We start from the raw sequence: 24,791 nt of genomic DNA on the forward strand, positions 1-24,791 counted from the left end.
TTACACTTACTGTAGCAGTATGCAAATGCTTAAAAGCAGGCAGCTTTTTTTATGCAACTTAATGCAAACGTTTGCGCATCAAAAGGATGATTATATTATATATAATGAGGGTGTTAACATGAAAAAGGTTTGGTGGAAAGAGGCAGTAGGATATCAAATTTATCCCCGCAGTTTCCAGGATTCGAACGGAGATGGAATTGGCGATCTTCAGGGTATTATTCAGCGGCTGGATTATATTAAAGGGTTAGGCATTGATGTGATCTGGATTTGCCCAATGTACAAATCTCCTAATGACGATAATGGCTATGATATTTCAGATTACCAGGATATCATGGAGGACTTCGGCACCATGGAGGATTTCAATCAGCTGATGGATGAAGTCCATAAGCGCGATATGAAGCTGATCCTGGATCTTGTCCTGAACCATACTAGTGATGAGCATCCGTGGTTCATTGAATCCAGGTCCTCCAAAGAGAAAGAGAAGAGAGACTGGTATATTTGGAGAGATGGCAAGAATGGCCAGGAGCCAAATAACTGGGAAAGTATTTTCGGCGGATCGGCTTGGGAATACGATGAGAAGACGGAACAGTATTACCTTCATGTTTTTTCAACGAAGCAGCCTGATTTAAATTGGGAAAATAAAGAGGTCCGCGAGGCCTTGTATGATACCGTGAACTGGTGGCTGGATAAAGGAATTGACGGGTTCCGCATTGATGCTATCAGTCATATTAAAAAGCGTGCCGGCCTGCCTGATATGCCAAATCCGAAGAAGAAAAAGTATGTGTCTTCCTTCGACATGCATATGAATCAGGAAGGCATCCACGAGTACTTAAAGGAATTTAAAGACCGCACCTATGCGAACTATGATGTAATGACAGTCGGCGAAGCCAACGGTGTGACCGTGGATGAAGCTGATCTGTGGGTCGGTGAAGAACAGGGTAAAATGGATATGATTTTCCAATTTGAGCACCTTGGTCTTTGGGACGCGGAGACAAACCCTGAGGTTGATATTGTCGAGCTGAAAAAGGTTCTGACCCGCTGGCAGAAAGGCCTGGAAGCGGACGGATGGAACGCGTTATTCATCGAGAACCATGATAAGCCGCGCGTCGTATCTACATGGGGGAATGATGAAGAATACTGGCAGCAAAGCGCAACGGCCATGGGTTCTATGTACTTCCTGATGCAGGGGACGCCATTCATTTATCAGGGACAGGAAATCGGCATGACCAATGTCCAATTCCCATCCATAGATGATTATGATGACGTCGCCGTGAAAAATCTGTACCGCCTGAAGAAAGAGGAAGGCAACTCCCATCAGGACATCATGGACATCATCTGGGCTTCTTCCCGTGACAACAGCCGTACGCCAATGCAGTGGTCCTCTAAAACTAATGCAGGATTTACAACAGGCCAGCCGTGGATGAAGGTCAATCCGAACTATAAGGAGATCAATGTGGAGGTCCAATCGCAGGACGGGGATTCTATCCTTTCTTTCTATAAAAAAATGATCCGATTAAAGAAGGAAAATGAGGTCTTTACCTATGGCCAATATGATTTACTGCTGGAAGAAGATCCGCAGATCTATGCCTATACCCGTACCTCTGATGATGACAAGGCAGTTGTGATTACTAATCTTTCTACAGAGGAAGCGTCTTTTGAAGCTGAATTTACACTATCCTTTGATCAGCTTTTATTGAATAACTATCCGGTTGAAACCCATAATGATATGGATTCATTTACACTTAAGCCATATGAAGCCCGTGTGTACCGATTGAAATAATTGAACTGTCAGCAGGATTCTCTTTTTGAGGAATCCTGCTGTTCTTATTTCTGTACCTTTTTAAAACAGGCTAAAAATGTTAAAATGAGGAAAATTAACAATGGAGGCGCAGGCAATGGCAAAGGGTAAAACAAATGCGATGCGCATGCTCGATGCTCAGAAGGTCTTTTATGAATTGATTACATATGACAGCCAGGACGGGAAGATTGATGGTGTTTCGGTTGCAGAGAAAATCGGCAGAGATGCTAAAGCCGTGTATAAAACATTGGTCGCCCAGGGCGTCAGCAAGCAGGTCTTCGTGTACATTATTCCTGTGACAGAGGAGCTCGACCTGAAAAAGGCCGCGAAAGCTGCAGGAGAAAAGAAAGTGGAAATGATCCCGGTCAAAGATATCCAGAAGCTGACCGGCTATATCCGCGGCGGCTGCTCACCGGTAGGAATGAAAAAGCAGTATCCCTCTTTCATTGACGCAAAGGCGCAAGAGCTTGATCTGATCATAGTCAGCGGCGGCAAAATTGGCATGCAGATGGAGCTCAAAGTGGAAGACCTGCAGATGGCCATTGGTGCTGAGCTGACTGATTTAATTAAATAATTGAAGCAAGAGTGCTGAATCACCTGATTCAGCACTTTTTTATGAAAAAATTTGAACGTCATAATTGTCCAGCTGCAGCACCTAACCCCTCAAGGGGGTATGCAGGCGTTGCCACATGACTGGCATTCTTAGTCTGCGTTCATTCGTGGGCAAGGCGCTTCCGCTTTTCTAAATAGGCTTTCACCCATTCGGCCCCATTTGCATACTGTAAGGTGAAAATGCATTTCGAAAGGAAGTGTAGGAGTGGCTGGGAAAATATTAAAATACTTCGCCGGCGGGAATACGGCCCGGGGGTTCCACAATTTATTCGAATCAAACCTGGCAGGGCTTGACCGTTTGTTTATTTTAAAAGGCGGACCGGGAACAGGCAAATCATCCCTGATGAAAGCAATCGGGACGGAACTGTCTGAAAAAGGCTATGACCTGGAATATATTTATTGCTCATCTGACAGTCAATCTCTCGATGGCGTCATCATTCCTTCTTTAAAAGCAGGCATTGTCGATGGAACAGCGCCGCATGTAATCGAACCAAAAGCACCTGGCGCGGTAGAGGAATATATCAATCTCGGAGAAGCCTGGGATTCAAGGGCACTGGCTGCGAGTAAAGATGAAATCACGACACTGTCAGGCCAGATCAGCAATTCCTTTGCAGCGGCATATGACACATTTGCCGAAGCATTGAGGATTCATGATGAATGGGAAGAAATCTATATAGAAAATATGAATTTCCAGAAGGCGGATGAACTGACGAAGAAGCTCATTTCCACTTTTTACGGAAATACAAAATTAAATAAAACACCAACTGTGAAACATCGTTATTTAGGGGCAGCCACTCCAATCGGAGCGGTGGATTTTGTGCCAAATCTTACGGAGAATATTCAAAAAAGGTACTTTATAAAAGGGCGTCCGGGTTCAGGGAAGTCAACCATGCTGAAGAAGCTGGCAGCAGAAGCTGAGAGCCGTGGATTTGATATTGAAATTTATCATTGCGGCTTTGATCCGCACAGCCTGGATATGATCATTGTACGCGAACTGGGCCTCGCTATTTTTGACAGCACGGCCCCGCATGAATATTTCCCTGATCGTGATGGGGATGAAATTGTAGATATGTACGAAATTACAATCAACTCAGGCACGGATGAAATTTACGCTGAACAGATAAAGGATATCAGCACCCGTTATAAAAATAAAATGACCGAAGCCATATCTTATCTGGCACGGGCAAAAACCCAGAGGGACACACTCGAGAATATCTATGTAAATGCTATGGATTTTTCAGTGGTTGACCGGATTAAAGACCAGGTCCGCTCTGAGCTGCTGATGATTGCAGAGAAGGTCTAAATCAGAGATTCGAAGGGAGTATCGAGATGGATTATTCAAACTATCCGTTTTATCCATATATGTATGACCACAATGAACATGGCCGCATTTTCCCAGGCGGGGGATCAGGAGGCGGGATTAGCATTCCGGGGCTTCCGACATTTAATCTTCCCGGATTTCCGCCAGGAGGGCCAGGATTTGGACCTCCGGGACCGCCGCCAGGTTTCCCGGGAGGCGGAGGCGGCCCTGGAGGACAGGATGGACCGCCATCTTCTCCTCCGCCAAGCTTCACACCTCAAATGCAGCAGGTCAGCACGTTTGCTATTGATCCTGGAGCCATAAGAGGCTGCTTATTCCGCAATACCTTTGTATGGCTGCAAAACGGAAACAGCTTCTGGTTTTTCCCGACTTTTGTCGGCAGGACTTCTGTAGCGGGCTGGCGCTGGAGAACCTGGCGCTGGACGTATTACGGAACAGACTTGAGGAGAATTCGATCCTTTCAATGCTTTTAAACAAAAGAGAGGTATCCCGCAAAAGGATACCTCTTTCCGTATGTTAAAAAAGAAAATGAGCAGCAAGTACAATCACCGGAAGCGTAATAAGCGTACGCTGTATAAAGATAATAACAAGATCCCAGAAAGATACAGGTATTTTGGAGCCAAGCAGAAGTCCGCCGACCTCTGACATATAAATCAGCTGGGTGACAGATACAGCAGCCACAATAAATCGGGTCATTTCGCTTTCGATGCCTGCTCCGATCACGGATGGCAGGAACATATCGGCAAACCCGACCACAAGTGTTTCAGAAGCGGCTCTTGCTTCCGGCACCTGCATCAATTCAAGCAGCGGAATGAACGGCATTCCCAGAAAAGTGAAAACCGGCGTGTATTCGGCAACAATCAGAGCTAAGGTTCCCATAGCCATGACGATCGGAGCTACACCCATCCACATATCCAGAATGTTTTTGGCGCCATCCTGGAAGAAGGCTTTCAGACTGTGATTGGTGCGTGCCTTTTCTAAGCCCTGCTTAAGCCCCCAGCTGAATGGAGTGTATCCTTCAGGAATGCTTTCATCAAGCTCCGTTTCCTGGCCGTTATAATACGTATCAGGCTTTCTTGACAGAGGCCAGATTCTCGGGCTGATAATGGCGCAAATGAAACCTGCTGCTGTGATGGTCAGATAAAAGGGCACAAACATATGGCCAAGATTCACCTGTGAAATAACCACAAGGCTGAAGGTAATGGATACAACAGAAAAGGTCGTCCCAATAATGGCCGCTTCCCTTTTTGTATAATAGCCTTCCTCATACTGCTTGCTAGTCAGAAGAACACCGATGGTCCCGTCACCTAGCCAGGAAGCTACACAGTCAATTGATGACCTTCCAGGCAGCTTGAATACAGGACGCATGATTTTGGTTAAAAGTGAGCCGAAGAATTCAAGCAATCCAAAGTTTAATAACAATGGCAGAAACAGCCCAGCAAATAAAAAGACCGAAAACAGAATCGGCAGAAGGTCATTTAAGAGAAGTCCGCCCGTGTTTTCAGACCAGATCTGTTCAGGCCCGAGCTGAAATAGGGTGATTACAGCAAAAACAGCGCCTATAAATCTCGCTGCGGCCCAGATATATGGAACATCAAATAAGTTTTTGAAAAAAGGGCTTTTCTCTATGAAAGCAGGCTTGGCAAATTTCGCAAGCAGCGTGCCTAATAGTGTAATTACAATAATAAAGGCCATAATTTCAGGGAGATAGTCTGTAAGCAGGTTTTGAATCCAGCCTGAAAAAATGGCGATGGGAATCGTAATATCCCCCTGATATTTGATTGGAACCATGAATAAGCTGATTCCAATTAAAGACGGTATGAGAAATTTTATCAGGTCGGAAGAAGAATGCTTCTTTCTGGATGCATCAATCAATATCATTCACCTTTTTCTTATATTTATAAACCATATGTAATTTTAATTCATAACCACTGAAAAAGCCAATTCTTTCTCTTAAATTCCACCGTTTTCCTTCTTTTTAAACTTCTTATTTTTTGCCTCCCATATTATGTTAAAATATGAAATAATCAAAAAAATCAAAAAGCTGGTGTGCGGATGTTCAGGTTTCGGCTATATTGGACTTTCACAAAGAAGGCCTTTTTGAGATCAGCCGTTTATCGGTTTGATGTATGGTCACGGCTCGGCTCAAACCTCATTTTTCTGCTGATGTGGGGTTCAATCTGGACTGCCTTATATGCCGGAAGGGAAGAGGCAGGCGGAGTCAGCTTTGAGTCCATGCTGACATATATTGTGGTCAGCCAATTTTTAACGGGAGTAAATGGGGCGGGAACTCCGCTGTGGGAAATTCAGGAGAAGGTCCGGACAGGCGATATTTCCCTGGAATTAATGAGGCCCTTCGATGTGCCGCTCCGCTACCTTTTTGCTGATTTTGGCAGTGTCGCCTTTTACATAATGACTGCGCTTCTCCCTTTATATACCGTCATGTTCATTTTTATGGATCTGACACTCCCTTCAGGCTGGGGGACCTGGGCTCTATTCATCGTATCAGCCTTTATTGGATTTCTGATCCGTTATTGCATTGAAATGTCCTTTGGGCTGCTTTCTTTTTTTCTTGTTGAAACGGGGGGCATTGTCGATGTCTTTTACTTCGCCATGTCACTTCTGTCAGGCTCTGTCATTCCGCTGTGGTTTTTCCCGGGCTGGCTGGGAACGATGGCGCTTTACCTGCCCTTTCAGGGAATCTATTACATTCCCAATGCCATTTTTATAGGAAAAATCTCTGGAACGGAGATTCTGCTTTCCCTGGGTGTCCAATTATTTTGGGCTGCAGCGAGTTATTTGCTGTTAAGGTTTGTCTGGAATCGAGCATCCCAAAAAGTAGTGGTGCAGGGGGGATAAAGTGTGAGTATCGCCAAATATTTTGATTTGTATTTTAAGCTTATTTCAGCAGGGGTGAGGGCCCAGCTGCAGTACCGGTTTGCCTTTGTCATGAGGATTGTCGGCCTCATTACTTCCTATACAGGCACCGCTGTCACAATGTGGATTATGCTATACCAGTTTCAGGAACTCGGCTCATGGACCTTTTACGAGATGCTGTTTCTATTTGCAGTCGCTGTTTTATCCTGGGGGTTCTGCATCATTCTCTTTTTTCATTTCAGGGGGCTGGACACCTATATTCTAAATGGCACATTTGACCGCTTTCTTGTCAGGCCGATCAATCCGTTTTTTCATTTCATGGCGATGAAGTTTGATGTTGCCTCTTTTGGCCAGTTCATCTTCAGCATCGGCATCTTTATATGGGTCAGCTTTGAGCTGCAGCTGGCTTGGACCATCGGAAAAAGTTTGTTTCTGCTGTTATCTGTGATTGGGGGCATCCTCATCCAGGGCGGCCTTCTTGTCATGATATCTGCCCTCGCATTCTGGACGACGAAATCAGAGCAATTTTACTGGGTGGCCATGTATCCGGCCCGGAATCTGACCAATTACCCTCTGGTCATTTATCCGAAAGTCGTCCAATGGTTTACAGCTTTTGTGATTCCATTCGGTTTTGTGAACTATTTTCCCGCCGCTGTCATCCTCGAAAAAGAAACGCCTTTTTTCCCGGAGACTATCGGGTATTATTCGCCGCTTGTCGGCATCGTCTTTTTTACCATTGCTTATTGGGTTTGGATGCTGGGTTTAAAGCGATATAAAAGTACAGGTTCATAGGAGGGCTGGAAATGCCGGCTATAGAGGTGGAGCATTTAATGAAGGACTTTATGATCGCCAAGCGGGAGACAGGCTTCCTTGGCGCAGTAAAGAGCCTCGTAAAAAGAGAGCATATAAAAAAAGAAGCTGTAAAAAACATCAGCTTTTCGATCAATGAAGGGGAAATGGTCGGCTATATCGGACCGAATGGCGCCGGAAAATCCACCACCATCAAAATGCTGACGGGCATTCTAGTCCCCACTTCAGGGTGTGTAAAGGTAAATGGCATCATTCCCTATGAAAACAGGCAGGAAAATGCCAAGAATATCGGAGTGGTCTTTGGGCAGAGGACACAGCTCTGGTGGGATCTTCCTACAATAGAATCGTTTGAACTGCTGAAGGAAATTTATCGGGTTTCGAATAAACGGTATAAGAAAAATATGGACACTTTTACCGAGATATTAGGACTCGATGAATTCCTGAACACACCGGTCCGCCAGCTCTCTCTAGGACAAAGAATGAGGGCTGACATTGCCGCGTCCCTGCTGCATGACCCGCCCATTCTGTTTCTGGATGAGCCGACGATTGGCCTGGATGTCGTCGCAAAGGAAAAGATGAGGACTTTTATAAAGGAGATCAATCTGGAGCGTAATATTACCGTTATTTTAACTACCCATGATATGGAGGATATTGAGAAGCTCTGTGAGCGGATGATCCTCATCGACCATGGGCAAAAGGTGTATGATGGGGAAATTGCAGTCGTCAAAGAGCGTTTCGGCAAAACGAGGACACTCATCGTGGACCTGGAGGAATCATCCCACAGCCTCAGGCTTAAGGGGGGAGAGGTGTTTAAAAAAGAAGCAAGCCGCTTCTGGATCCGATTTAACCGTGATGAAATGTCAGCCTCAGGCCTCATTGCACAAATTACCGAAACACATAATATCAAAGATCTGACAGTGGAAGAGCCTGCCATCGAATCGATTATCAGCCGCATTTATCAGGAGGGCTATCAGGATCTGCCGGAGACTGTTAAAGTGTAGCATCATAGAAAAATAGGCTTGGTTAATATATCAATATTTTCTGAAAATCCGATATAATAGAGTGAGGTGATCATATTGATTCTATATTTGCTGGGCTTTTGTGCCGTATTACTGGGAGCAGGAATGTTTGTGGACTGGTGGCATAAAAAGCATGGAATAGATGATTTTAATCCTGAGGAAAACGAAAAGCATGTGTCTGAGTCAGAGAGAGCCAATATGGAATCCAATATGCATAATATGAAAAACGATCATCATAATGGAATGTCATAAAATAAGCTTGAGGGTCCTGCCCATCTGATGAGGCAGGTGTCCATAATAAGAGAGCATGGCGGATGCCATGCTCTCTTCCTTTTAGAAAAATAAAAATCCCGCGGAAATGATCACACCGCTGACCAGGAGAGTCAGGACGCAGAATCCCATGATGTCTTTCGCTTTTAACCCTGCAATGGCGAGTGCCGGCAGCGCCCAGAAAGGCTGAATTAAGTTGGTCCAGGCATCACCCCATGCGACCGCCATGGCCGTTTTGGGAATGGAAGCACCCATTGACTGAGCCGCTTCAAGCATAATCGGAGCCTGAACAGCCCACTGGCCTCCCCCTGAAGGAACGAAGAAGTTCACAACCCCTGCGCTTAAGAAGGCGAAGAAATGGAACGTGTAATCATTGGAAATGCTGACAAAGGCTTCGGACATCACTGCAGCCAGCCCTGAGGCAGTCATCATCCCCATAATTCCGGCATAGAACGGGAACTGGATAATGATGCCGCTTGCTCCTTTTACCGCATTCAGAACCGCTTCGAGAAACTGCTTAGGCGTTCCATGGAAAAGAATGCCGAGGAACAAGAACAAGAAGTTCACAATATCAAGATTGAGCTTAAAGCCATTTGCTGCGAAATAATAAAATAAGAAAACTAGTCCAAGAATCCCTGCAAGCATGGAAATAAGGCGGCTATTTTCCAGGCGTTCAGCTGGAGTCAACGCCCCTTTTTCAAGCGTCGCTGCCTGAATGTCGTCTTGAAGAAGAACGGGATCCACCACAACCGTTTCCTCTTTTGACGGCATCATAAAGCGGTTTACAAAGGGCAAAACCAGTAAAAGTGCAATCACAATAAAGATATTAAAGCCGGCGAAAATCGTCTGGTCTGTAGAAATGACGCCTATCATATCCTCAGAGAAATGGCCGGGAGTCGCGATCGTCAATGGAATCGATCCGGAAATTCCCCCGTGCCAGACAACGAAGCCTGCGTAAGCGCTTGCAATTAACAGGCGGTAATCCACATTTTTCACTTTTTTGGCAAGCTCTTTCGCAAATAAAGCGCCGATCACGAGACCGAATCCCCAGTTAATTAAGCTGGCAATCATGGACACGAATGACACTATCAGAATAGCCTGGCCGGGTGACTTGGCTAATGATGCCAAAGCACCTAACCCCTTTTTAAAGATCGTACTGCTGGCCAACACGTGCCCTGTAACTAAGACCAGCACCATTTGCATGGAAAAACTCAAAAGGCCCCAGAACCCATTTCCCCAATGCTGGACCATCTGGTAAGGTCCATTATCTGTAAAAATTAAGCCCAAACCAAAAACTGCAAAAGTTAGGATAATGACAAATAAAAATGGATCCGGCAAATACCGCTGCATAATGCGGTTAAAGAAAGATACCAGTACCCTCATGCTGCAACCCCCTAAAGATTTTTTCTTTGACTTAATATACTTTCTTTAAAATTCAGTTTATTCCTTCTTTTCTGAAATAATACTTGTCTGGGGATTGGAAAACGGGGCTATAGTGATGGATCCAATGGGATTTCGGACACATTTAGGGGGAAAGCGGAAGTTAGAGTCCGAACCGGGTCCAACTTCGGACACAAAAAGCAGAAACCTGCCAATTAGAGTCCGAACCAGCCCCGTTTTTTTCTAATCACTCACTGAATTTGTAAAGTACAGATAAAACTCTATAAAATGGAATTAAATAAAAGTGGAAGAGCTATACGAAAACGGAATAAGCATAACCGGAACATGATGACATAAACCCGCTTTCGACAAGAAGGAGTGCATTTATGAATATCCAACTATTAATCGAGCTTTTTGAAGAAAACCGGGACACAGAAAAAGCGGTCCCCATGCAAAACTATATGAAAAACCACTTTCCCTTCCTCGGGATCAAGTCACCTGAAAGAAGAGTTTTGTTAAAGGAATATTTTAATAAAACAGGGCTCCTGAAGCAGGAATTTAATCCGCAGTTTGTGAAGACCTTATGGGACATGGACGAGCGTGAATACCAGGCTGCTGCCCTAGATTACATAGGGAAGTACACCAGGAAATTGGACAAAAGCCATCTGTCATTAATCGAAAAGCTGATTACAGCAAAATCCTGGTGGGATACGGTTGACATGCTGGCCAGCCATGCAGTAGGTGCCATTGCAGCCAAAAATCCGGAGGTCATCCCCGAAAAAATAGAGGGATGGGCGACCAGTGAAAATATGTGGCTTCGCCGAACGGCTATCCTCTTTCAGCTGAAATACAAAGCCAGCACAGATGAAGAGCTGCTATACCGCTACATCCTCCTGAATAATGACAGCAAAGAATTCTTCATTCAAAAAGCCATTGGCTGGGCTCTTAGGGAATACTCGAAAACAAATCCCGAGTCCGTTAAGAGGTTTATTGAATCAAACACACTTGCTAAATTGAGTGTCAGGGAAGGCAGTAAGTATGTCTAAGAAGAGCAATTATTTAACCTAACGGAAAGAACATGATAGAATGGCAGATAAGTTTTTCAGAAAAAATACTACAGCCAGAAGGTGAATCTAATGATTAAATGCATTGCCAGTGATATGGACGGAACGCTTTTAACCGCCACACAAAAAGTCACACCTGAAAATATAGAAGCCATTAAAGCTGCACAGGAAAAAGGAGTTGAAGTGGTCATAGCGACAGGCCGCTCCTACTTCGAAGCAAGCTTTGTTCTCGATGAAGCCGGCATTTCCTGTCCCATTATTTGTGCAAACGGGGCAGAAGTGAGAGCCTCAGATGGAAAGGTCGTATCCTCCAATCCGCTTGATAAGGACCTTGCCAAAAAGGCAGCTTATATCCTTGTTAAGAACAATGTTTATTTCGAGGTATACACCAACCAGGGTACATATACCATTGATGAAGACCGCGGTGTGTCCATTATCGTCGATATCTTTTTAAGCGGGAATCCTGAAGCGGATATTGATGAAGTAACCAAAGCAGCGGAAGAGCGCTTTACAAAAGGGCTTGTCCGTAAAGTGAACAGCTATGATGAGCTATTCAACAGTGAAGAGCATCAAATCTACAAGCTGCTGGCTTTTTCCTTTGAACCGGATTTTCTTGTTTCTGCTAAAGAAGACCTGCTTAAGCTTGAAGGCATGGCCGTAAGCTCATCAGGGGATGAGAATCTTGAGCTGACAAGTGTGAACGCCCAAAAGGGTATTGCCCTTGAAGCTTTTGTAAAAGAAAAAGGAATCTCGCTTTTGGAAACGATGGCCATTGGCGATAATTATAATGATTTGTCCATGTTCAAACGTGCAGGAAGATCAGTTGCCATGGGAAATGCCGATGACATCATTAAAGCGCAGTGTGATGCAGTAACATCCGCAAATGAAGAAAGCGGTGTAGCCGAGGCAATCTGGGAAGTACTGAAGTAGAATTTCGAGGAGGCAGAAGGCTCGATGAAAAAGGTGTTAGGTTTAGGGCTGTTCGTGTTGGGCCTTGTGGCCGGGTGCTCAAGTGCAGGGGAGGATGATAGCAGGAAGCAGGTCGAGGATCAGGTGGCCAGTCTGCCTGCTGGTGCAGAGCCGGAGGTACTCGCAGATGAGCTCGATATTCCCTGGTCCATTGCCAAAACGGGCGAAACCTTTTATATGACGGAAAGACAGGGAAGTATTGTAGAAGTGGCGGACGGCAGGAAAGAACGCCAAAAGGTGGAGCTTGAGAAAAAGCTGTCTACAGCTTCTGAAGCCGGCTTGCTCGGCTTTGTGCTGGCTCCCGATTTTTTGCAATCAAATGAAGCGTATGCCTATTACACCTATGAAAACACCTCAGGACAGTTTAACCGTATAGTAACCCTCCGGCTTCAGGATGGAACGTGGAAAGAAGAGAGGCTTTTGCTCGATCAAATCCCGAGCGGGCAGTTCCACCACGGCGGCCGGCTTGAAATAGGACCTGACGGAAAGCTTTATGCGACTGCAGGCGATGCTGCCGCTAATCCGGAAATTGCCCAGGATGTGAATTCCCTTGGAGGGAAAATACTCCGAATAAATCTCGATGGCAGTGTGCCGGAGGATAATCCGTTCAGCGGCTCTTATGTTTATAGCTATGGCCACCGCAATCCGCAGGGGCTTGCCTGGGCTGAGGATGGGACATTATATGAAAGTGAGCACGGCCCATCTGCCAATGATGAAATCAATAGGATCCTTCCAGGGGAAAATTACGGGTGGCCCGTTATAAAAGGGACCGAGAAGAAGGAAGGCATGGAATTGCCGCTGTTTACCTCAGGAGATAACGAAACCTGGGCTCCTTCCGGGATGGACTATTATCAAGGCAGGCTATATGTTGCCGCCTTAAGGGGAAGTGCCGTTCTGGAGTTTGATCTGGAAACAAAGGATGTCAAAAAGATCGTGTCTAACTTAGGCAGGATCCGCGATGTCTTCATTGAAGGGGATGTGCTTTATTTTATCAGCAACAATACAGACGGACGCGGCAATCCGCTGCAGAAGGATGACAAGCTTTATAAAATTCAGCTTTCGGATATATAAAAAAAGCCTGGCAGGTGTGCCAGGCTTTAGTCTTTGGCTGAAAGTCCATGCATGATGAATTGTATGGTCCGCTCGATTTCTTTTTCATCATCCCATTCGGCTTCAGGCAAAACTAAATACCTGACGACGAGAAAACCAAATATCGAGGTAAAGGTCATGCGGACGGCACTGTAGGGCGGAATCTCAATGATCTGGCCTTTTTTCTGATAGTGTTCAGCCAAATTGGCAAAACGGTCGAATACCTTCCTGCCAATATGCTCTTTAAACTGTTCCTTCAGTTCGGGGTGGAACGGGATTTCCTGGATCAGGATCTTAATAAGAGGCATATTCTTTTTAGCAAACTCAATCCGGTTTGCCATCATGGCTCTTAAAAAATCTTCAAAGTGTTCATATTGATGATGGATGACTTTATACAAATCTTTAATGACGAATGGAGCAATCAGTTTTGCCATCATCGGCGATATGATTCCCATCAGCAAATCCTTTTTGGTTTTATAGTGCCTGAAGATGGTTCCTTCGGCTACTCCTGCCTTTTTGGCGATCTCGCTTGTCGAAGTGGCTGCATAGCCTTTTTCGGAAAACGATTCAATCGCAGCCACGATAATTTTTTTCTGCTTCTCTGTCAGTTTATCTTCTTCCTGAAATAACTCTTCTAAAATGGAATCCTGCTCTGGCATGGTAAACTCCTTTATACGTCCAAAATCTATAGTCTTATTATAAAGGAATGAATTTGTAAAAAGAAATTTTATATTTTCCGGTACCGTCTTAGTGCAGCGATATTCAGCATCATAAAGAGCAGGGAGAAAGCGACCAGCATCAGCAGATCTTTATAAATCATATCCCATCCAAAGCCTCTCACCATTACATTCTTTAGTGCGTCTGCCGCGTAATACAGGGGAGTAACAGGGCCGATCCAGCTGAGCCACTCTGATATGGTTTCCAGATTGAATAACCCTGAGAAAAAGATCTGTGGAACCACAACAAGCGGAATAAACTGAATCATTTGCAGCTCATTGCTGGCAAACGAAGACAGCAGGATTCCCAGAGTCAATGCTGTCAGTGATAGGAGCAGTGTGATCAGAAGAACATATCCAAACGAACCTTCCATCATCATGCCGAGCACATAGATTGCATACCAGGCAATGATGGCTGCTTGGATCATCGTGAAAATTCCAAATCCCATGATATATCCCGCAACAATTTCCCATTTGCGGAGCGGGCTGGTCAAAAGCCGTTCGAGTGTTCCGGTTGTTCTTTCCCTTAAGAAGGATACCCCGGCAATCAAAAATACAAAGAAAAAGACAAAGAATCCAAGCAATACTGGTCCGAAGTAATCAAACTGCCCCATATCCTCGGAGCCGAATATATATTCGGTTTTTATTTCCTGATTCCCGCCATTAGGCTGCAGGGGCTTCACTGCACCCTGAACCCATCTCATAACAGCTCCGTTTACACTTGGATCGCTGCCTTCGAGAACGACTGACGGCGGCATTTGATCAAACATCAGATATGCATCGAGCTTACTGGCTGATAAATCCTTTTTCGCCTGCTTCTCTGTTTCATAGTGTTCGAGTTTGGCATTTTCCAAGTTAAGCTGAGCCTCTATTTTTTCAGGCAGGTTCACAATGCCGATTTTTGGCTTATATTCATCCCCGTTAAATACTAAATGAAGCATGCTCATAACTAGGATCGGGGCGAAGATCAATAGAGCCATCGTCCGTTTATCTCTTACAATCTGGCGCAGTATTCGAATAATCAGAGCCATAATCCTCAATGTTAAGCACCTCCATATGCCAGGAAGGCATCTTCTATAGTGGCAGCGCTGGTTTGCAGCATTAATTCTTCAGGTGTTCCTGCTGCAATGAGCTGTCCGTCCCTGATCATGCCCAGCCTGTCGCACTTTGCAGCTTCATCCATGACATGGGTTGTCACCAGGATGGTGGTCCCTTTCTCCTTCAGGCTTCTAAAAGACTCCCAGATGTTTTTTCTTAGAACGGGATCAATTCCAACAGTAGGTTCATCGAGAATAAGGAGGCCAGGACTATGCAAGAGAGAAATGGCAAGGGAAAGTCTTCTCTTCATTCCCCCTGAATAGTCGGAAACCTTTTTATGCATGTGGTCTGTTAATGAAACCAGTTCCATCACCTCATTCATCCGCTGCCTTTTTTCTTTGCGGCTTAGCCCATACAGCGCTGCAAAGAAATCCAGATTTTCCTTTGCTGTCAAGTCAGTGTACAGCGCATCGGATTGTGCCATGTAGCCGATTCGTTTGATCAAATCAAGTCTGGGCATTTTTTCGCTGAAAATATAATTTTCTCCCTGTGTTGGCTCCTCCAGGCCTGCCAGCTGTTTTACAAGCGTCGTCTTGCCTGCTCCCGACGGGCCGAGCAGGCCGAAAATCTCACCTTCATAAATCTCAAGGCGGATATCATTTAAAACCTGTTGCTTTCCGTACTTCTTGGATACATGTTGAATGGAGACGATTGAATTATTCATTTGTTCACTCCTTTTTATTAAAAGTGAGTAATCACTCACTATTATCATAAATCATTCCCTGTTTGCCTGTAAAGTGAGTAATCACTCACTATTATCATAAATCATTCCCTGTTTGCCTGTAAAGTGAGTAATCACTCATTAATAAAAGAACGTAATGCATTTGTGAGTTGCGTCACTTCATCCCAATCCCTAATTAGCTAAAGTAGTTCATAAGAATGGTAAAAGCGGGGGATGGGAATGGAATATGAAAAGCAGGATCATAAACCGTTAATCAACGAATTTTTAGGCAAGATTGACATTTTTAAAGAGCTCCCCAGTGAATCCCTAGAGCGGATTGATAATCGAATTATTAAGAAAGCATATTTAAAAGGCGAAAGAATTATGTCTGAATATGAGGTGGCCAAAGGTGTTTACTTTGTTCACTCCGGCATTGTGAAGCTGACGAAGCAGGATGAACATGGAAATGAGCTGATTGTCTGCATAAAGAAAAAAGGCGAGATTTTTGCTGAAGCCAACCTTTTTAACCAGAAGGGACATACTTATCCAGCGACCGGCACCATGGTGCAGGATGGAGAAATCTATTTTCTGAATACCGATGAACTGGAGCAGGAGCTGCTGTATTCGCCTGAAATGGCTGTGCAGATTATCCGCTATATGAGTGAATCTCTGCGTGATATGACCTCCATTATGAGGGATATTGCACTGCTTGATGTGTATACGAAAACAGTCCGGACCTTGGAAAGGCTCGCGGAAAAATTCGGTGCCAACTACTGCAACCAGATGCATCTGAAGCTTCCGATAACCGTCCAGGAATTTTCCACCCTTGTTGGAACCTCCCGGGAAAGTGTCAGCCGCGTCTTTTCCAGGCTGAAGAAAGAAGGAATTATCGAAATTACAGGCAGGAAAATCGTTATTGTGGACTGGTGCAAATTTTGCTCCCTTTACCGCCAGAAGCTGTAGGGGAATGCTGCCTTTACTCCAGCCTGCTTTTTTGTTATATAATAGAGTCATAGACTTATGGACTCTGAGGTGCAAAGCATGGCTGATTTTCGTTCGAGTGAGATTATCAATAAACCTGTACATGAAGTATTTGATTATATGATTAAAATGGAAAACGTCTCTGAACTGATGCCGTTTGTCGTGAAAATGGAAAAACAGACCGAGGGTGCGACCGGAGAAGGAACAAAGTTTGTTGAAACACGCATGGTCAGAGGGAAGAAGATCACCGCGGATGTAGAGATCATTGTTTTTGAACAGGACAGAACTTATACCATCCGCAGCAATGCCAATGGACTGATAACTGAATATAAATATGATTTTCATGAAATAGAAGAAGGAACCCAGGTGGAGATGGAAGCAACCGTCAAAACCAGCGGGCTTGTTGCCAGATTAACGAAGCGTTTTATCGTGAATATTGTGAAGCGGGAAGACGGAAGCCAGCTTCAGTATTTGAAGGAAATGATGGAGAAATAACAAAAGGGAGCGAGAGGCTCCCTTTTTTCTATATTTTATAAGTCCAAAAGCGCTCTTTATACATTCTTGCCAGTACTTCCGGATCCTGTTTTTTTATGCTTTCTTCCATGTTTGCTGCCATCAGCTGTGTCTGGGAGGCATGTGCCTTAATGGCTGCAATTTTCCGATCGATTACTGCACTGACATCAATGACCACATCGGCCTTGCCGATTTCTTCCTCACAGTTATTGGAGAAGGCGACACAGTGAACCTTCGGACGTTTATCAGCAGGCAGCTCTTTTACCGCACGGATGACAGCGGCCCCTGTCGCGTCATGGTCAGGGTGCACAGCGTATCCTGGGTAGAACGTAATGATGAGGGATGGGTTCGTTTCGCCGATGATGGCTCCGAGCCTGTTTGCGAGCATCTCCTCATCTTCAAATTCGACGGTTTTATCCCGGTAGCCCAGCATCCTTAAATCTTGAATGCCCAGAACCCTGGCTGCTTCCTCCAGCTCCTCTTTGCGGATTTTTGGTAGGGTTTCTCTGGTGGCAAAAGGGGGATTTCCCATATTGCGTCCCATTTCCCCAAGCGTCAGGCATGCATAAGTGACGGGTGTGCCATTATCGATATGTAAGGAAATCGTTCCTGATACGCCAAATGCTTCATCATCCGGATGAGGGAAGATGACGAGTACATGTCTTTCCTTTTCCATCATGGTCGTGCTCCTTTCCTTTCATTCCTCTTATTCAAAAGGAGTTTCACTAATTTGCAGGGCGACTGCCAGCTTGCCGCTGAAATCATGGCCGGCCAGAAGGAGCCTGTTTTCTTCATCCACTTCAAAGTGGGTAATTCCTTCAGCATACACCCAGCCAAAATTCATTTTCAAACCAACCCGGTAAGGGCCTTTGCCAGTGACTTTTCCATGTTCATAAACCAATTGGGCATTGCGGATATAGGCGCCTGAAGAAAAGAAGGTTTCATCAAAATGGGAGGCATATGCTCCATTCGTTGTTTCCAGATGAATAAAGACCTCTTTCCCGGCAAGGCGGTCGATCTCTTTTTGAACATGTTCCTTTACTGCTGGTTCCATTTTATAGTCCCCCTTTCATGTTATCTTTGTGTTTATCTTACTAAAAAAGTAAATGAAAAGCGAAAAAGTAATCTCAGTTTAGAAGATATAACCTCGACATTGTCCAAAAAAACAGAGCCCCATTGGACTCTGTTCCTCAGCCTTATTCTGATTCCGTATGGCCTGCGCCATATTTGCGATATGCACCCGGCATGGTCGGGCCTACATACTCATTTAATTGGAAGCCATGATTGATGGCCGCCGTAATGAAGTCTTTCGCAGTCTGAACTGCTTCTTTGACAGGCTTGCCTTTTGCAATTTCAGCTGTGATGGCAGAAGAGTAGGTGCAGCCTGCGCCATGCGTGTAAGTCGTTTCCACGCGTTCGCTTTCATAAAGAGTGAACTCTTGTCCATCATAGAGAAGGTCGACGGCTTTTTCGTGCTGAAGCTTGCTGCCGCCCTTGATTAATACATACTTCGCTCCAAGTTCATGAATCTTAACAGCTGCTTCCTTCATGTCTTCAACCGTTTTAATCGGACCGGTTTTAGCCAGCTGCCATGCTTCAAACAGGTTTGGTGTAACCACTGTTGCAAGAGGGACAAGGAGCTCTCTTAATGCTTCATTCAATTCAGGATGAATCGGCTCATCTTCGCCCTTGCACACCATGACCGGGTCGATGACAACATGATCCAGGCTGTTTTCTTTAATGGTCTTTGCAGCAATCTTAATCACTTCTTCAGAACCGAGCATGCCTGTTTTCATCGCATCGATTCCTGTTGATACAATCGTTTCGATCTGAGTTTCCAGAATGTCTGCAGAAATCGGAAACACATTGTGGCTCCAGTTGTTTTTCGGATCCATTGTCACGATTGTCGTCAGTGCAGTCATCCCGTAAACGCCAAGCTCCTGGAATGTCTTAAGGTCCGCCTGAATGCCGGCGCCGCCGCTCGTATCGGAACCTGCGATGGTCATTACTTTTTTCATAGTCATATGCCTAATTCCTCCTTGCTGGATATCTTTGTCTAATTATAACAATAATTGAAAAGGGGAAAAACTATAACGGACTGCAGATAGCCTTAAGGTAACCCAATATACATCAGTTATCCCTGAACGCAGGGAATATGGCTATGAGCAAAAAAAATTGGGGAATCCGCACAGAAATAGCGCTATGCGCACATAAAATGTACTTATCCGCACAAAAACTTCGTTATGCGCACATAAATCACACTTATCCGCACATAAAAGGTTCTATCCGCACATAAATTCAAATTCTGAAACAAAATCTCCATAGAATACCAGTCTTCTTAAAAGAAACAGACCCGAATTGATGGTAAAATGTAAAATAATGATAAGAAATATCGAAAGTCGGTGAGAAAATGAGCAGGACAGGCATCATTTTAGCTGGAGGCCATTCAAGCCGGATGGGAGAAAATAAAGCTCTTCTGAAAATAGGGGGCAAACCGGTCATTGAGCGCATTGCTGAGCAGCTGTCTTCTATCATGCCTGATGTCATTGTCGTAGCCAATAACCTGGAAGAGTACCAGTTCCTTGGCCATCCCATTGTGAGTGACCAATGGAAAGAGAAGGGACCGCTTGGGGGAATTCATGCCGGCCTGTCAAAGTCCGGGACACAAAGCAATCTGATTGTGGCATGTGACATGCCGTTTATATCAGGGGAGCTTGCCGGCCATCTTCTTGAACAGCTGGATCAGCATCAGGCAGCCGTACCTGAAATTGAGGGGCAGCTTCATCCGCTTTTTGCCGCATACAGGAAGGATGCGGCAAAAGCAGCGGACCGGGCCTTGAGAGAGAATAAGCTGAGGATCCGCCAATTTCTAAAAGATATCGATAGTAAAATTATAAGAGATGATGAACTTAAGAAGAGGGGGATCGACTATAAAGACGCTCACTTTTTTAACATGAATCATCCTGAAGAATACTGGCAGGCACTGAAAATGGCCGACCCAGAATAAGAACTGCGATTTCCATTCAAGTTCGGAATATGTCAAAATCAAATAAAACGAGGTGACCGCATGAATTTTGCAATATCTAAAGAACCGATCGATATTCAAAGTGTGATTGATAAAGTGGTCCAGCGGGAAGCGGGGGCGATTACGACCTTCATCGGAACAGTCCGCGAGCTGACTCACGGCAAAAAAACACTTTACCTAGTCTATGAAGCATACGAGTCAATGGCTGTGAAAAAGCTGGAACAGATTGGAACTGAGATAAAAGAACGCTGGAACGGGGCAGAAGTGGCGATTACCCACCGCACAGGCAAGCTCGATATTACCGATGTAGCGGTGGTCATTGCCGTTTCCACTCCTCATCGTGCCGATGCGTATGAAGCCAACCGCTATGCGATTGAACGAATAAAAGAAATTGTTCCGATCTGGAAAAAGGAACATTGGGAAGACGGCGAAGAGTGGATCGGCAACCAGCTGGAAACAGTGTCATATCCAAAAGGAAAACCGGAGGATGATGATTTAAATGAATAATATTATGTTTTTTGCCCATTTAAAGGATCGCGTTGGAGAAGATTCATTAACAAGGGATGTCAGCGGCAAAACAATCGCTGAACTGAAACAGCTGCTTGAGGAAGAATTTGAGCTGAAGCTTGATTCCGTTATGGCAGCCGTGAACGAGGAATTCGCTTCAGATGATGAAATGATTCAGAATGGAGATACGGTTGCTTTTATCCCTCCAGTCAGCGGCGGATGACGCAGCTTTTATAGAGAGGAGGGGCCCTATTGTCTGAAAGGTATTCACGCCAGACCTTGTTTGCGCCCATTGGAAAAGCAGGGCAGGAAAAAATCCGCTCTAAGCATGTGCTGATCATCGGTGCCGGTGCTCTTGGATCGGGAAATGCGGAATTAATGGCGCGTGCCGGTACCGGCAAACTGACAATTATTGACCGCGATTATGTCGAGGAAAGCAATCTGCAGCGCCAGCAGCTTTTTGCCGAAAGCGATGCAGCTGAAAAAATGCCGAAAGCGGCCGCTGCTGAAAAACGGCTGAAACAGATTAATAGTGAGGTTGAGATCACTCCGATCATTGGCGATGCTACTCCGGAAAAGCTGGAGGAGCTTATTGAAGGGGTGGATCTGATCCTCGATTCAACCGACAACTTTGAAACGAGAATGGCCATCAATGATATCTCCCAGAAATATAATATTCCATGGATTTATGGAGCCTGTGTCGGCAGCTTTGGCATGAGCATGACCATCATTCCAGGGAAAACGCCATGCATGAATTGCTTATTGAAAAAAATCCCGATCCAGGGGATGACCTGTGACACCGGCGGGATAATTGCGCCTGCTGTGCAAATGGTTGTCGCCCACCAGGCGGCAGAGGCACTGAAGATTCTGGCTGAGGACTGGGACGCCGTCAGGACTGCCATGGTCAGCTTTGATTTATGGAGAAATCAGTACACAAGCATGAAGGTGTCAAAAGCGAAGGATGAAGGCTGCTTATCCTGCGGAACAGAACGGACCTATCCATACCTGCAGCCGGAAAACATGATGAAATCCACCGTTCTCTGCGGGAGAGACACCGTTCAGATCCGTCCTCCGCAAGAACTGGAAATGGAGTTCACGGAAATTGCCGGGCAGCTGAAATCACTCGGATATCAGGTGAAAGGCAATCCATATCTGCTTTCCGTCGACATGGAGGGGCAGCGTATGGTCCTTTTTAAGGACGGACGGGCCTTGATCCATGGCACTAAGGACTTAGCGCAGGCGAAATCCATTTATCAGCGGATTATGGGGTAATGCGAGAAGCTTTAAGCAAGAGGTAGAAAACTAGTGCTTATTTATCTTATATTACCCTCTGCCTTTTCTGTAAAATAAAGACAACAAGGGCAAAAGAGGTTAACAATGATTACATTTATGTATTTTTTCGGGTATTTATTCGATCAGCTGCTGGTTAATTTTATGGGGTTTGTGATGATTTTATATAGTTTTATCATGCCGGTTACGCCCCTGTATAAAAACAAGCGTCCTGCGGATCTGATTGTTCATATCAGCCGGATTCTTTTCGCTATCATTCTCCCTTTCCTGAATTTCTTCTATTTTCTGTTTAATAGCGGGGATTGGGCGACAGGGAATGGCATGATTGCGCCTGAGCATTTCTATACCTTTATCTGGCTTCAGTTAGGTCTGCTTGTTTTGCCGGAACTGGTATTTTTCATCCTGTCAAAGGTCAATATCACCAGAGTGTGGTGGTATGTGCTTTACCCGGTTCTGCTTATAGGATTATGGGTTTGGATGTTTTAAGTGCAGCAAAAAAGCGATGAAAAAATTCATCGCTTTTTTGCTGGTTCAGCGCCGGTTCACACGGCGCCTCCGCTTTTCTTATTATTTCACTTCATCTGTACCCACAATGACCAGCTTGCCTTCATCCAATACTTTTTCATATTGTTCTGCTTCTACCGTTGATAACCCAACGGATTCAAATTTTGAACGAAGCTCATCTCCGCGCTTTTTAAAAACGTTGCCGACAGAATCGAATAATCCCTGTTCCTTCATGCCGATTTCGCCTGTATCTGTCGCGTCAGAAAGGTGCTCGGAACGATCCTTGTCATGTGCAAAAATATAGATGTTTCCCTTGTTGAACCCCTGGCTTTGCAGCATATCAATCGCATCAGTAGCTTGTACACCATTTTCGACAATTTCAATTTTATACATATTTAACATCCTCCTTAAAAGAATTGAAAATTTATTTTAAGGGCAGCTCTTCCTGCCCGTTCTATTTATTACATATCCGCTGTGAGATATTTTAAACATATATGCAAGAATGATAGATTATGTCATGATAGCCAATGGGTATGAGAATAACAGTTCAAATAAGAGGAGGAGGAGTCGGCGGATGAAGCGTATATTAAGAAATGACTGGCAGGAGATTTTGGCAGAGGAGTTCGAGAAACCCTATTATCTTCATCTTCGTGAATTTTTGAAAAAGGAATATGAGGAGCAGACCATTTATCCGAAGCAGGAGGATATATTCAATGCGCTCAACTATACAGCTTACAAAAATGTAAAGGCAGTCATATTGGGGCAGGATCCTTATCACGGACCGGGACAGGCACATGGATTAAGCTTTTCGGTTCAGCCGGATGTCAAACTGCCTCCTTCCTTGAAAAATATATTCAAGGAAATGCAGGATGATCTGGGCTTCAGCGTGCCCAATAATGGCTATCTGCTAAAATGGGCCAAAGAAGGGGTGCTGCTCCTGAATACCGTTCTGACTGTCCGCAAAGGGCAGGCTCATTCGCATAAGGGACAAGGGTGGGAAACGTTCACCGACACGGTTATCCAAAAATTGAATGAGCGTCAACAGCCCGTTATTTTTATATTATGGGGCAAACCGGCACAGGAAAAAGAAGTGCTGATTGATGCTTCCAAACACTTTATCATCAAATCACCCCATCCCAGCCCATTTTCGGCTAGGAAAGGGTTCTTTGGGAGCAGGCCATTTTCGAGAACGAATGAAATCTTAAATGAGCTTGGAGAAGAGCCGGTTGACTGGCAGATTCATAATCTCTGATACGTTTCGCCATGTTTCACGTGAAACATACCGTTTTATGCAGGAAGTGCTCGAAATATGCTCTGGGGAGAAAGAAAATGAGTTCACAGAAAATCAATTGTTTTAAGTGCAAATATTTCTATGTGACCTGGGACCGTAACCACCCAAAAGGCTGCAGGGCCTTTCAGTTTAAAACAAGGCACATGCCTGCTCTCGAAGTTTTCAGGGCTTCCGGCCATCCCTGTTTGCGTTTTGAAAAGAAAACCTGATAAACTTTATATGCTGGTTATACTGGCCGATTTGCGCAGGCGGCTGCGCTTTTTTACAGAAAGAGGTGTAGAGGGTGAATATCTCTGTTCAGAAGCTATTAGGGAAGATGGAGAAGGAATTGCTGGAAGCGAAAGGCAGCTCGTCTGACGCCAGAATCAGAGAAAGAGTACAGGCGATCAAGTCATTATGCGAGCTGGTTTTGGATGAGTCGGATACAGGAAATACAGCTGCTGTTTCGTCTATTAGCCATACATACAGTGCACAGCCGACAGCTCAGCCGGCGAATCTGCAGCCAAAGAAAATGCAGATGGATGATGAGGCAAATGGCGATTCATTATTCGATTTTTAATAAAGAGATAAGAGGTGCAGGGGACTATGAAGCTATTTATTATAATTGGGGCTATTAATGCCTTTTTAGCAGTTGCATTGGGGGCGTTCGGAGCTCATGGACTTGAAGGAAGAGTGGAGCCCAAGTATCTGGAGACATGGAAAACGGGTGTCACCTACCAGATGTTCCATGCAACCGGCCTTTTGATTATTGGTGTTTTGCTTGGCAAGCTGCCGGCGACATCTCTATTATCCTGGTCAGGCTGGCTGATGGTAATCGGCATTATCCTTTTTTCAGGAAGCTTATATGTACTGACTTTAACCAAAATCAGCGTATTAGGGGCGATTACACCGCTAGGCGGAGTCTCTTTCCTTGCAGCTTGGGTGCTTCTGATCGTTGCGGCAGTAAAATATTTATAAAAGGAAGGAGCTTTGACCTGGGGTCAAAGCTCCTTTTTC

30 protein-coding genes are annotated in these 24,791 nt (G+C 44.9%); 21 read left to right on the plus strand and 9 right to left on the minus strand.

Features of this window, described 5'->3' with window-relative positions:
• Positions 1-118: 118 nt before the first annotated feature.
• From AC6CHU_RS11420 to AC6CHU_RS11435, 4 genes are all read left to right on the plus strand, one after another.
• The gene (locus tag AC6CHU_RS11420) at positions 119-1,780 is read left to right on the plus strand and encodes a glycoside hydrolase family 13 protein (protein WP_251283842.1); all 1,662 of its coding nucleotides are present in this window, start codon (positions 119-121) and stop codon (positions 1,778-1,780) included.
• A 115-nt stretch (positions 1,781-1,895) separates the two neighbouring features.
• Entirely contained in the window at positions 1,896-2,372 is a 477-nt protein-coding gene (gene ybaK, locus AC6CHU_RS11425; protein ID WP_251283841.1) for a Cys-tRNA(Pro) deacylase, read from the plus strand.
• Positions 2,373-2,615: 243 nt separating this feature from the next.
• Positions 2,616-3,713 carry a PRK06851 family protein gene (locus AC6CHU_RS11430; protein WP_498121674.1) on the plus strand — a complete coding sequence of 366 codons (1,098 nt, stop codon included), beginning with the start codon at positions 2,616-2,618 and terminating at the stop codon, positions 3,711-3,713.
• A gap of 26 nt (positions 3,714-3,739) precedes the next feature.
• Complete coding sequence (locus tag AC6CHU_RS11435) at positions 3,740-4,204, plus strand: hypothetical protein (RefSeq protein WP_159863533.1); 465 nt, start codon at positions 3,740-3,742, stop codon at positions 4,202-4,204.
• 43 nt (positions 4,205-4,247) lie between these two features.
• Here AC6CHU_RS11435 and AC6CHU_RS11440 read toward each other — a convergent pair whose 3' ends face one another.
• The gene (locus tag AC6CHU_RS11440) at positions 4,248-5,612 is read right to left on the minus strand and encodes a YjiH family protein (protein ID WP_159863532.1); all 1,365 of its coding nucleotides are present in this window, start codon (positions 5,610-5,612) and stop codon (positions 4,248-4,250) included.
• Positions 5,613-5,831: 219 nt separating this feature from the next.
• Here AC6CHU_RS11440 and AC6CHU_RS11445 point away from each other — a divergent pair, with 219 nt between their 5' ends.
• The 4 genes from AC6CHU_RS11445 (at position 5,832) to AC6CHU_RS11460 (ending at position 8,689) form a co-directional block, all read left to right on the plus strand.
• Entirely contained in the window at positions 5,832-6,590 is a 759-nt protein-coding gene (locus AC6CHU_RS11445) for an ABC transporter permease (protein WP_236566183.1), read from the plus strand.
• A 3-nt stretch (positions 6,591-6,593) separates the two neighbouring features.
• Complete coding sequence (locus tag AC6CHU_RS11450) at positions 6,594-7,400, plus strand: ABC transporter permease (RefSeq protein WP_159863530.1); 807 nt, start codon at positions 6,594-6,596, stop codon at positions 7,398-7,400.
• Between the two features lie 11 nt (positions 7,401-7,411).
• Positions 7,412-8,419, plus strand: coding sequence for an ABC transporter ATP-binding protein (locus tag AC6CHU_RS11455; RefSeq protein ID WP_498121676.1), 1,008 nt, complete (start codon positions 7,412-7,414; stop codon positions 8,417-8,419).
• Positions 8,420-8,485: 66 nt separating this feature from the next.
• Complete coding sequence (locus tag AC6CHU_RS11460; protein ID WP_341070742.1) at positions 8,486-8,689, plus strand: hypothetical protein; 204 nt, start codon at positions 8,486-8,488, stop codon at positions 8,687-8,689.
• 81 nt (positions 8,690-8,770) lie between these two features.
• Here the strand turns inward: AC6CHU_RS11460 and AC6CHU_RS11465 are convergent, their stop codons facing one another.
• Positions 8,771-10,090: a short-chain fatty acid transporter gene (locus AC6CHU_RS11465; RefSeq protein WP_251283836.1), complete on the minus strand. Its 1,320-nt coding sequence runs from the start codon at positions 10,088-10,090 to the stop codon at positions 8,771-8,773.
• 383 nt (positions 10,091-10,473) lie between these two features.
• Here AC6CHU_RS11465 and AC6CHU_RS11470 point away from each other — a divergent pair, with 383 nt between their 5' ends.
• The 3 genes from AC6CHU_RS11470 to AC6CHU_RS11480 all read left to right on the plus strand — a co-directional run bounded on the left by AC6CHU_RS11470 (position 10,474) and on the right by AC6CHU_RS11480 (position 13,191).
• A complete protein-coding gene (locus AC6CHU_RS11470) occupies positions 10,474-11,133 on the plus strand; it encodes a DNA alkylation repair protein (RefSeq protein ID WP_159863526.1) in 660 nt (219 codons plus the stop codon).
• 90 nt (positions 11,134-11,223) lie between these two features.
• Positions 11,224-12,081, plus strand: a complete 858-nt coding sequence (locus tag AC6CHU_RS11475; RefSeq protein WP_159863525.1) for an HAD family hydrolase — start codon at positions 11,224-11,226, stop codon at positions 12,079-12,081.
• Between the two features lie 24 nt (positions 12,082-12,105).
• A complete protein-coding gene (locus AC6CHU_RS11480) occupies positions 12,106-13,191 on the plus strand; it encodes a PQQ-dependent sugar dehydrogenase (RefSeq protein WP_498121679.1) in 1,086 nt (361 codons plus the stop codon).
• A 26-nt stretch (positions 13,192-13,217) separates the two neighbouring features.
• On the opposite strand, the gene AC6CHU_RS11485 is transcribed toward AC6CHU_RS11480, so the two are convergent.
• The 3 genes from AC6CHU_RS11485 to AC6CHU_RS11495 form a co-directional block, all read right to left on the minus strand.
• On the minus strand, positions 13,218-13,868 hold the full coding sequence (locus AC6CHU_RS11485; RefSeq protein WP_251283832.1) for a TetR/AcrR family transcriptional regulator: 651 nt from the start codon (positions 13,866-13,868) through the stop codon (positions 13,218-13,220).
• Positions 13,869-13,936: 68 nt separating this feature from the next.
• Positions 13,937-14,965, minus strand: coding sequence for an ABC transporter permease (locus AC6CHU_RS11490; RefSeq protein WP_251283831.1), 1,029 nt, complete (start codon positions 14,963-14,965; stop codon positions 13,937-13,939).
• A gap of 2 nt (positions 14,966-14,967) precedes the next feature.
• Entirely contained in the window at positions 14,968-15,687 is a 720-nt protein-coding gene (locus AC6CHU_RS11495; protein WP_159863521.1) for an ABC transporter ATP-binding protein, read from the minus strand.
• A gap of 237 nt (positions 15,688-15,924) precedes the next feature.
• Between AC6CHU_RS11495 and AC6CHU_RS11500 the strand changes: the two genes are divergently transcribed.
• Positions 15,925-16,647 (plus strand): Crp/Fnr family transcriptional regulator, encoded by a 723-nt coding sequence (locus AC6CHU_RS11500; RefSeq protein ID WP_498121681.1) that lies wholly within the window; start codon positions 15,925-15,927, stop codon positions 16,645-16,647.
• Between the two features lie 78 nt (positions 16,648-16,725).
• A complete protein-coding gene (locus AC6CHU_RS11505; protein ID WP_498121683.1) occupies positions 16,726-17,160 on the plus strand; it encodes an SRPBCC family protein in 435 nt (144 codons plus the stop codon).
• Positions 17,161-17,188: 28 nt separating this feature from the next.
• Here the strand turns inward: AC6CHU_RS11505 and bshB2 are convergent, their stop codons facing one another.
• The 3 genes from bshB2 to pdxK all read right to left on the minus strand — a co-directional run bounded on the left by bshB2 (position 17,189) and on the right by pdxK (position 19,202).
• Positions 17,189-17,854: a bacillithiol biosynthesis deacetylase BshB2 gene (gene bshB2 / locus AC6CHU_RS11510; RefSeq protein WP_498121685.1), complete on the minus strand. Its 666-nt coding sequence runs from the start codon at positions 17,852-17,854 to the stop codon at positions 17,189-17,191.
• A gap of 30 nt (positions 17,855-17,884) precedes the next feature.
• The gene (locus tag AC6CHU_RS11515) at positions 17,885-18,232 is read right to left on the minus strand and encodes a YojF family protein (RefSeq protein WP_226618774.1); all 348 of its coding nucleotides are present in this window, start codon (positions 18,230-18,232) and stop codon (positions 17,885-17,887) included.
• A 142-nt stretch (positions 18,233-18,374) separates the two neighbouring features.
• Entirely contained in the window at positions 18,375-19,202 is an 828-nt protein-coding gene (pdxK, locus tag AC6CHU_RS11520) for a pyridoxine/pyridoxal/pyridoxamine kinase (RefSeq protein ID WP_159863516.1), read from the minus strand.
• A 386-nt stretch (positions 19,203-19,588) separates the two neighbouring features.
• On the opposite strand from pdxK, the gene mobA reads away from it, so the two are divergent.
• The 5 genes from mobA (at position 19,589) to AC6CHU_RS11545 (ending at position 22,486) form a co-directional block, all read left to right on the plus strand.
• Positions 19,589-20,185 (plus strand): molybdenum cofactor guanylyltransferase, encoded by a 597-nt coding sequence (gene mobA, locus AC6CHU_RS11525; RefSeq protein ID WP_159863515.1) that lies wholly within the window; start codon positions 19,589-19,591, stop codon positions 20,183-20,185.
• A gap of 60 nt (positions 20,186-20,245) precedes the next feature.
• The gene (locus AC6CHU_RS11530; protein ID WP_159863514.1) at positions 20,246-20,710 is read left to right on the plus strand and encodes a molybdenum cofactor biosynthesis protein MoaE; all 465 of its coding nucleotides are present in this window, start codon (positions 20,246-20,248) and stop codon (positions 20,708-20,710) included.
• Positions 20,703-20,933, plus strand: a complete 231-nt coding sequence (gene moaD, locus AC6CHU_RS11535) for a molybdopterin converting factor subunit 1 (protein ID WP_159863513.1) — start codon at positions 20,703-20,705, stop codon at positions 20,931-20,933. Before AC6CHU_RS11530 ends, moaD begins: the two co-directional genes overlap by 8 nt.
• 29 nt (positions 20,934-20,962) lie before the next feature.
• Positions 20,963-21,982 carry a thiazole biosynthesis adenylyltransferase ThiF gene (locus AC6CHU_RS11540; RefSeq protein ID WP_159863512.1) on the plus strand — a complete coding sequence of 340 codons (1,020 nt, stop codon included), beginning with the start codon at positions 20,963-20,965 and terminating at the stop codon, positions 21,980-21,982.
• A 105-nt stretch (positions 21,983-22,087) separates the two neighbouring features.
• A complete protein-coding gene (locus AC6CHU_RS11545) occupies positions 22,088-22,486 on the plus strand; it encodes a hypothetical protein (protein WP_159863511.1) in 399 nt (132 codons plus the stop codon).
• 81 nt (positions 22,487-22,567) lie between these two features.
• On the opposite strand, the gene AC6CHU_RS11550 is transcribed toward AC6CHU_RS11545, so the two are convergent.
• Positions 22,568-22,897 carry a YflT domain-containing protein gene (locus tag AC6CHU_RS11550; protein WP_159863510.1) on the minus strand — a complete coding sequence of 110 codons (330 nt, stop codon included), beginning with the start codon at positions 22,895-22,897 and terminating at the stop codon, positions 22,568-22,570.
• A gap of 181 nt (positions 22,898-23,078) precedes the next feature.
• On the opposite strand from AC6CHU_RS11550, the gene AC6CHU_RS11555 reads away from it, so the two are divergent.
• The 3 genes from AC6CHU_RS11555 (at position 23,079) to AC6CHU_RS11565 (ending at position 24,752) form a co-directional block, all read left to right on the plus strand.
• Positions 23,079-23,756 carry a uracil-DNA glycosylase gene (locus AC6CHU_RS11555; protein ID WP_159863509.1) on the plus strand — a complete coding sequence of 226 codons (678 nt, stop codon included), beginning with the start codon at positions 23,079-23,081 and terminating at the stop codon, positions 23,754-23,756.
• 322 nt (positions 23,757-24,078) lie between these two features.
• A complete protein-coding gene (locus AC6CHU_RS11560; RefSeq protein WP_159863508.1) occupies positions 24,079-24,354 on the plus strand; it encodes a YwdI family protein in 276 nt (91 codons plus the stop codon).
• Positions 24,355-24,380: 26 nt separating this feature from the next.
• Positions 24,381-24,752 (plus strand): DUF423 domain-containing protein, encoded by a 372-nt coding sequence (locus AC6CHU_RS11565; RefSeq protein WP_159863507.1) that lies wholly within the window; start codon positions 24,381-24,383, stop codon positions 24,750-24,752.
• Positions 24,753-24,791 lie beyond the last annotated feature (39 nt).

It is taken from the genome of Cytobacillus sp. GQ23 (genome assembly GCF_059758675.1).

Excerpts from the sequence above, each read along its gene's own strand:
- AC6CHU_RS11420 (WP_251283842.1), top strand. The coding sequence starts at position 119 with ATGAAAAAGGTTTGGTGGAAAGAGGCAGTAGGATATCAAATTTATCCC.
- ybaK (WP_251283841.1), top strand. The coding sequence starts at position 1,896 with ATGGCAAAGGGTAAAACAAATGCGATGCGCATGCTCGATGCTCAGAAG.
- AC6CHU_RS11435 (WP_159863533.1), top strand. The coding sequence starts at position 3,740 with ATGGATTATTCAAACTATCCGTTTTATCCATATATGTATGACCACAAT.
- AC6CHU_RS11440 (WP_159863532.1), bottom strand. The coding sequence starts at position 5,612 with ATGATATTGATTGATGCATCCAGAAAGAAGCATTCTTCTTCCGACCTG.
- AC6CHU_RS11455 (WP_498121676.1), top strand. The coding sequence starts at position 7,412 with ATGCCGGCTATAGAGGTGGAGCATTTAATGAAGGACTTTATGATCGCC.
- AC6CHU_RS11465 (WP_251283836.1), bottom strand. The coding sequence starts at position 10,090 with ATGAGGGTACTGGTATCTTTCTTTAACCGCATTATGCAGCGGTATTTG.
- AC6CHU_RS11470 (WP_159863526.1), top strand. The coding sequence starts at position 10,474 with ATGAATATCCAACTATTAATCGAGCTTTTTGAAGAAAACCGGGACACA.
- AC6CHU_RS11475 (WP_159863525.1), top strand. The coding sequence starts at position 11,224 with ATGATTAAATGCATTGCCAGTGATATGGACGGAACGCTTTTAACCGCC.
- AC6CHU_RS11480 (WP_498121679.1), top strand. The coding sequence starts at position 12,106 with ATGAAAAAGGTGTTAGGTTTAGGGCTGTTCGTGTTGGGCCTTGTGGCC.
- AC6CHU_RS11485 (WP_251283832.1), bottom strand. The coding sequence starts at position 13,868 with ATGCCAGAGCAGGATTCCATTTTAGAAGAGTTATTTCAGGAAGAAGAT.
- AC6CHU_RS11495 (WP_159863521.1), bottom strand. The coding sequence starts at position 15,687 with ATGAATAATTCAATCGTCTCCATTCAACATGTATCCAAGAAGTACGGA.
- AC6CHU_RS11500 (WP_498121681.1), top strand. The coding sequence starts at position 15,925 with ATGGAATATGAAAAGCAGGATCATAAACCGTTAATCAACGAATTTTTA.
- AC6CHU_RS11505 (WP_498121683.1), top strand. The coding sequence starts at position 16,726 with ATGGCTGATTTTCGTTCGAGTGAGATTATCAATAAACCTGTACATGAA.
- bshB2 (WP_498121685.1), bottom strand. The coding sequence starts at position 17,854 with ATGGAAAAGGAAAGACATGTACTCGTCATCTTCCCTCATCCGGATGAT.
- AC6CHU_RS11515 (WP_226618774.1), bottom strand. The coding sequence starts at position 18,232 with ATGGAACCAGCAGTAAAGGAACATGTTCAAAAAGAGATCGACCGCCTT.
- pdxK (WP_159863516.1), bottom strand. The coding sequence starts at position 19,202 with ATGACTATGAAAAAAGTAATGACCATCGCAGGTTCCGATACGAGCGGC.
- mobA (WP_159863515.1), top strand. The coding sequence starts at position 19,589 with ATGAGCAGGACAGGCATCATTTTAGCTGGAGGCCATTCAAGCCGGATG.
- AC6CHU_RS11530 (WP_159863514.1), top strand. The coding sequence starts at position 20,246 with ATGAATTTTGCAATATCTAAAGAACCGATCGATATTCAAAGTGTGATT.
- moaD (WP_159863513.1), top strand. The coding sequence starts at position 20,703 with ATGAATAATATTATGTTTTTTGCCCATTTAAAGGATCGCGTTGGAGAA.
- AC6CHU_RS11545 (WP_159863511.1), top strand. The coding sequence starts at position 22,088 with ATGATTACATTTATGTATTTTTTCGGGTATTTATTCGATCAGCTGCTG.
- AC6CHU_RS11550 (WP_159863510.1), bottom strand. The coding sequence starts at position 22,897 with ATGTATAAAATTGAAATTGTCGAAAATGGTGTACAAGCTACTGATGCG.
- AC6CHU_RS11555 (WP_159863509.1), top strand. The coding sequence starts at position 23,079 with ATGAAGCGTATATTAAGAAATGACTGGCAGGAGATTTTGGCAGAGGAG.
- AC6CHU_RS11565 (WP_159863507.1), top strand. The coding sequence starts at position 24,381 with ATGAAGCTATTTATTATAATTGGGGCTATTAATGCCTTTTTAGCAGTT.